Raw genomic sequence first — 6,000 nt, forward strand, 5'->3', positions numbered from 1 at the left:
CTTGACCTGCAATCCGGTGATGAGCGAAAATAGAAAACTTGCTCTCTATCTCTTGCTCGGATCGGGTTAAACCATGAAAAAGCTGGGAAAAAACCAGCTACCTGTACGGCAACTCTCATCAATCCCCAATTATATGAGCACTTACGCAATCATCGAAACTTGTGGCAAGCAAATGCGCGTAGAACCCGGTCGGTTCTACGACTTAGATCGGCTGCCGGTGGAAGAGGATGAAACCTTCTCCTTTGAAAGCGTCTTGTTAATCAACAACGACGGCAACATTCAGGTGGGTCAACCCTTTGTAGAAGGTGCCACCGTGGAAGCCAAGGTAATGCGACACATGCGCGGACGCAAAGTCATCGTGTACAAGATGCAGCCGAAAAAGAAAACCCGCAAAAAGCGCGGGCATCGGCAAGAACTGACCCGGGTGACGATCTTCTCGATCGGCATGAACGGATCCCCCATTGCCACGGCAGGAGAATCCACCGCCGCTCCCGCGACCGCAGACAGTGAAGCGGCAGCAGAAACCAGCGAAACTGCGGCAGAATAGAATAATAGGGGGGAAACACTCCAGACAAGGAGAGGGGATCGGCAGTCTGCTTCTGCGAATCGGCGATCGGCCTTCCCCATCCCCCAACGCAAAGCAATTGTCAATACCATTGAGGAACTATGGCTCATAAGAAAGGAACAGGCAGTACGCGCAACGGTCGCGACTCGAATGCCCAGCGTCTAGGCGTCAAGCGCTTTGGCGGTCAAGTGGTGAGAGCTGGCAACATTTTGATTCGTCAGCGCGGCACCAAATTTCACCCCGGAACCAACGTGGGACGCGGAAGTGACGATACTCTCTTTGCCTTGGTTGATGGCATCGTCACCTTTGAACGAAAAGGCAAGCGCGGCAAAAAAGTCAGCGTGTACCCCAACGGTGCAGCAGAAACCGCGACCGCTCAAGCATAACCCTTTGGCCGCTCCGATGTTTGGCCATTGATTTTCATCTTTTCAAGGGTGGGCAATGCCCACCCTTTGCTATTTTTTTCTATTTACAGCTTGATTGTTTTGCGACTTCAATTCTGGGTCGCCCCGAGTTCAATGCTGGGTAGAGACGGGATAAGAGCGCGTCTAGACAAGGGTTCGCGCACCGACCCAATGCAGTCTCGCATTTCATCCGATGAGATGTAACAGAACGTAACGGTTATTGTGAAGTTAGTAGCCCCTAACCGTCATAGACTAAAACAGAATACGTTTGAGGGTTAACAGTTAAAGCTATGTTTCCAACTCATCGCCCGCGCCGCTTGCGTCAACACCCCAAATTGCGTCAGATGGTGCGTGAAACCATCGTCACCGCCAACGATTTAATTTATCCTCTATTTGCCGTACCTGGGGAAGCGATCGCCCAAGAAGTGAAATCCATGCCCGGAGTCTACCAACTGTCGGTGGATAAAATCGTTGAAGAAGCCAAACAAGTGTACGACCTAGGCATTCCGGCGATTATCCTCTTTGGGATTCCGGAGAATAAAGACACCGAAGCCACTGGTGCTTGGCATGACTGTGGCATCGTCCAAAAAGCCACCACCGCCGTCAAGGAAGCGGTACCAGAACTGCTGGTTATGGTGGATACTTGCCTGTGCGAATACACCACTCACGGACACTGCGGCTATCTGGAGGTGGGGGACTTAACCGGGCGAGTGCTCAACGATCCCACCTTGGAGTTGCTGGGAAAAACTGCCGTTTCGCAAGCCAAAGCCGGGGCTGATGTGATTGCACCTTCAGGAATGATGGATGGTTTCGTGCAAGCCATTCGCTCGGCGTTGGATAAAGCGGATTTCCAGCATATTCCGATTATGTCTTATGCGGCCAAATATGCGTCTGCGTATTATGGACCATTCCGGGATGCGGCGGAGTCTGCCCCGCAGTTTGGCGATCGCCGCACCTATCAGATGGATCCGGGCAACAGCCGCGAAGCGCTCAAAGAAATCGAGCTCGACATTGCCGAGGGTGCGGATATGCTGATGGTCAAACCCGCTTTGGCATATATGGATATCATTGCGCGGGTCAAGGATGCCACCCATTTGCCGGTAGCGGCTTATAACGTTTCTGGGGAATATTCGATGGTGAAAGCCGCAGCCCTCAACGGTTGGATCGATGAAGAAAAAGTGGTGATGGAAACCTTAACCGCCTTTAAACGGTCTGGCGCTGACTTGATTTTGACTTACCACGCCAAAGATGCGGCGCGCTGGCTGCAAAACTAATTTTATCCGCTGAAGCAAATGTGGCAGTTGTGACAAGCCACCGGGAATGCATAGCCCCACCAGAGGGGACTTATGCTGACAGAGTGTTTGTTACCCACGCAGAAGCCATAGCCAATTGCCCCACCCCCACTGGGTGTGGGTTTTTTATTATGCCTGCCCTTGGGGATCTGTTCCATCCGCGATCCCCAGTTTACCGAGGACCGATGACCACCTCACCCTCATCGGAGTTAGGTGGGCGATCGCCATCCACGGCGAGACCCCAGGTGCCAGAAGGCGAACAAAAAATAGGAAATTGCGAAAATCTTGCTGTGCTAGAACAGAGGCGAGTTCGAGGGTTTTGGCGGTGAAAATGTCAAGAAATTTAGATATAAATTTGCCGGAGTTCTGCTAGTATATGAAATTACAAAGTCATTGATTATAAGCTTTAAACTATCCCTGATTTCGAGTAGGAGCAGCAGAGTAGACGAAGCGAAATAATTCAAGCACTTTGCCGGGATAACGCAGCCAAGAGCCTGCCAAAACCGCAGCTCTACGAAGAATTCAGACCTCGAGAAGAATACCTTGCCAAAGAGAAACGACGGCATCTGTGTTGGATGACAGATAGAGATTATGGGCAATAATCTGCGAAAAGCATTCATCCAGATGAAGTGACACAAAGGTGACAAATGTCACCGCAATTTGAAGAAATTAGAGTGCCATCAAATTAGGAGAAAAAAGGGTAAAGATGGATTGCAGTCATATTAGATTTAGCGATCGCAAATCGGAAGTCGAGCCGAACAAACTCAAATTGCTATTTGAAATCACGGCATTTTGGGCAAAGGATAGAAGCCTAGAGGATTTAGCCATTGCGATCGCCAACAGCGAACCGGTGATTAGCTGCTGGGATGGAGAGCGCCTGATCGGGTGTGCCCGGGCCACATCAGACGGCATTTACCGAGCCACGATTTGGGACGTAGTGATTCACCCGGAGTATCAAGGAGTGGGACTGGGGCGCAAATTAGTCGAAACCCTGTTGAGCCACCCGCACATGAATCGGGTGGAGAGAATTTACCTAATGACCACCTACCAGCAGAAATTTTACCAGCGGATTGGCTTCGAGACCAATACCACCACCACAATGGTATTGCATCAGAACCACTCCTTTACGCCTAAGATTGCGACGCGGGAAACGCCTGTGGAAGCGAGCATTGAAGTCGGGTAAACTGCATAGATTCTTCTGAATCAGTCTCCTCCAGGTTTGGGGGAGACTCGATAATTTCCAGACGTCCTTGCATCAGTTCCAAGAGCGTCTGATTCATCATCAAAATGGTTCCGGGAGACAGCTGAGGATTTTCATCCGGTTTGCTCGGAGTGGGTGGAGGCGATCGCAGTAAATCCGTAGGTTCTGTAAAAGTATCCGCAGGAAGAGGCAAATCCACCCAGATGCAAATGCGATCGCCACCTTCACCGTTGTTCGATTCAGCACTCCCAGGGGATTGGGCAGACAGGTGAATGCTCTCGAGGGTAGAAGGAGTAATGGCCATATCGATAAAATTAACCAGAACTTGGATCAGGCACCGCTGGTCCGCGCTGACATAAAGATTCGGGTCGGGTTTGACCACCTTGAGGGAGATATTGCGATTGGCGGCTTGCACTTCACTCAAATATTGCACTTCTTCAAACAGTTCAGCCAATTGAAGCGGTTCCATCTCGAGCGGATTGCGACCCTCCTCGACGCGAGAGACATCCACAATGCGATCGAGCATGTCCATCATTTTCTGCACCGAGGTATTGGCTTGACGTAAAAACTCGCGTTCCTCCGCCTCATCTTCACACAAATCGCTCAAAATTAATTGATGGGCACCGATCAAACCATTCAGGGGCGATCGCAACTCGTGGGAGATGCGAGAGAGAAACCCCGCTTTAAACTGGCACATTTGGCTAGCCAGTTGATAGTCGAGTTGAGTTTGGTGTAACTGGTTCACCACCTCCGACAGGTTCGCGGTATTTTCTGTCGATTCGGTGCCATGAGAATTGTGGTGGGCGCTGTTTTTGCCCACCGCCCAACGCGCGCTGACAAACCCGATCCCCAATCCGACTCCCAAATACACCCAATTGCTCCAGTCCATCATTGGCTCCCTGCCTCACGCACTCAACACTTACAATTTAATTGCGCCCTGACGCAGGATTTCCCAGCGGTTGCCCGTCCATTTTGCCACGGTAGAAGGAACGCCGCTGGCATTCGGTCGGGGTAGAGATTCATCAACCTGTAGAGTCAGCACCTCTGGAAATTGCGCCTCAATGTCTGCCATCGATCGCAACGGGGGCTGACCGCTGCGGTTAGCGCTGGTGGTGGCGAGTGGCTGGGTTTGGGCGAGAATTTGGCGGGCGATCGCCAGATCTGGCACCCGGATCCCCAAAGTGGTTGGATCCAGGGGATTCATCTCCCGAGGAACGGCAGAGGATGCGGGTAGCACCAGGGTTAGCGCCCCGGGCCAGTGTTTCGAGGCCACCTCCTGCCACACCTGGAATTCTTCTGGGGTGCCGGTTACATAGGGCCACAGGTCTTCAGCGGTTGCCCCCATTAAAATCAACGGTTTATCTCGACGGCGCTGTTTGGCCAAAAAGATTAATTCCGCCGCATCGGGACGCGCCGCTAACGCCGGAACGGTATCGGTGGGAAAACTGACTAGCTGCCCTTTTCGGGCACTGGAAATCAGCGCATCGATTGAAACTGCGGTCATGTTAAAAATTTACAGCCATTCTGTGACCAGAAAAATTCTCATTTAACGCGATAAGCGCGGGCAAAGCGTTCGATGCCTGCTAAATCTGAGAATATCTCAATTTGGCAATAACTGCCTTGTTGTTGCAGTAACTCGGTGACGGCGGGGGCTTGTCCGGCCATCATTTCAAACAGTAACACGCCGCCCGATCGCAGATAATCCGGGGCGGTGGCGACAATATGGCGAATGCAATCCAATCCATCCGGGCCGCCATCGAGGGCGAGATGCGGTTCGTGTTGGGCTACTTCGGGTTGCAATTCCCCCACCATGTGACTGGGAATGTAGGGCGGATTGGAAACGATGCCACTGAGTTGCCCTTCCCAGGGTGCGAGGGGTTTGAACCAGTCCCCGAGATGGAAAGCGATGCGATCGCCCAATCCCAGGTTCCGGGCATTGCGCGAGGCGATATCCAGGGCAGCTTGCGATCGCTCAATGGCATGAATCTGGGCGCGAGTGAAGCTTTCCGCCAATCCGACGGCGATCGCACCGCTTCCGGTGCCCAAATCGGCCCAAAGTCCGCAGTCTAACGGCGGGGAAACGGCGATCGGGGGATTTTTGCCAGCGGCGAGGCTCAACTCTATCAAATACTCGGTTTCCGGACGGGGAATCAACACCGCCGGGGTGACGGCTAACTGAAAATTGCGCCAAGGCGTCACCCCGACGAGATACTGAACTGGCACTTTTTCCTCGAGCCGTTGCTGCCACAATTGTCTGAGTTTTGCCCAAGGGAGCGTCAGTGGAATTTGCGATCGCCCTTTAAACGAGTGCAAGCGCAATGCCAATTTATCCAGATCGCTTACTGCTTGCAGCAACCAGTCTAGTTCGTTGGGGGGGATGCCAACAGCAATAGCAGCGACGCAAGCTTCCTCGCGCCACTGCCATAATTCCAATCCGGAAACCCAGTGTGCTGGCGAACCGTTTGTCATCGAAAATTAGGGGTTGGTAAGGGGGGCGAATGGAAACCCCTGTCATTTATGTATGGGGAGGAATTCGCC

At 52.3% G+C, this 6,000-nt stretch carries 7 protein-coding genes; 4 read left to right on the forward strand and 3 right to left on the reverse strand.

All coding sequences use genetic code 11. From position 1 onward, the window contains the following. Positions 1 to 133: 133 nt before the first annotated feature. The 4 genes from rplU to AC0QH1_RS22695 all read left to right on the forward strand — a co-directional run bounded on the left by rplU (position 134) and on the right by AC0QH1_RS22695 (position 3,444). Positions 134 to 547 (forward strand): 50S ribosomal protein L21, encoded by a 414-nt coding sequence (gene rplU, locus AC0QH1_RS22680; RefSeq protein WP_324633637.1) that lies wholly within the window; start codon positions 134 to 136, stop codon positions 545 to 547. A 119-nt stretch (positions 548 to 666) separates the two neighbouring features. Next, the gene (gene rpmA / locus AC0QH1_RS22685; protein ID WP_324633638.1) at positions 667 to 951 is read left to right on the forward strand and encodes a 50S ribosomal protein L27; all 285 of its coding nucleotides are present in this window, start codon (positions 667 to 669) and stop codon (positions 949 to 951) included. Positions 952 to 1,259: 308 nt separating this feature from the next. After that, positions 1,260 to 2,243 carry a porphobilinogen synthase gene (gene hemB / locus AC0QH1_RS22690; protein WP_324633639.1) on the forward strand — a complete coding sequence of 328 codons (984 nt, stop codon included), beginning with the start codon at positions 1,260 to 1,262 and terminating at the stop codon, positions 2,241 to 2,243. Between the two features lie 724 nt (positions 2,244 to 2,967). Beyond that, positions 2,968 to 3,444: a GNAT family N-acetyltransferase gene (locus AC0QH1_RS22695; RefSeq protein WP_324633641.1), complete on the forward strand. Its 477-nt coding sequence runs from the start codon at positions 2,968 to 2,970 to the stop codon at positions 3,442 to 3,444. Here AC0QH1_RS22695 and AC0QH1_RS22700 read toward each other — a convergent pair. Genes AC0QH1_RS22700 through prmC form a run of 3 tightly spaced genes read right to left on the reverse strand, consistent with a single transcriptional unit; the run spans position 3,392 to position 5,931 of the window. Then, positions 3,392 to 4,354, reverse strand: coding sequence for a sensor histidine kinase (locus tag AC0QH1_RS22700; protein ID WP_324633643.1), 963 nt, complete (start codon positions 4,352 to 4,354; stop codon positions 3,392 to 3,394). The two genes, AC0QH1_RS22695 and AC0QH1_RS22700, sit on opposite strands and share 53 nt — an antisense overlap. A gap of 27 nt (positions 4,355 to 4,381) precedes the next feature. Continuing rightward, entirely contained in the window at positions 4,382 to 4,966 is a 585-nt protein-coding gene (locus AC0QH1_RS22705; RefSeq protein ID WP_324633644.1) for an L-threonylcarbamoyladenylate synthase, read from the reverse strand. A 38-nt stretch (positions 4,967 to 5,004) separates the two neighbouring features. Continuing rightward, positions 5,005 to 5,931, reverse strand: coding sequence for a peptide chain release factor N(5)-glutamine methyltransferase (gene prmC / locus AC0QH1_RS22710; protein WP_324633645.1), 927 nt, complete (start codon positions 5,929 to 5,931; stop codon positions 5,005 to 5,007). Positions 5,932 to 6,000: the final 69 nt, after the last annotated feature.

The sequence above is a fragment of the Phormidium sp. CCY1219 genome (genome assembly GCF_055795085.1).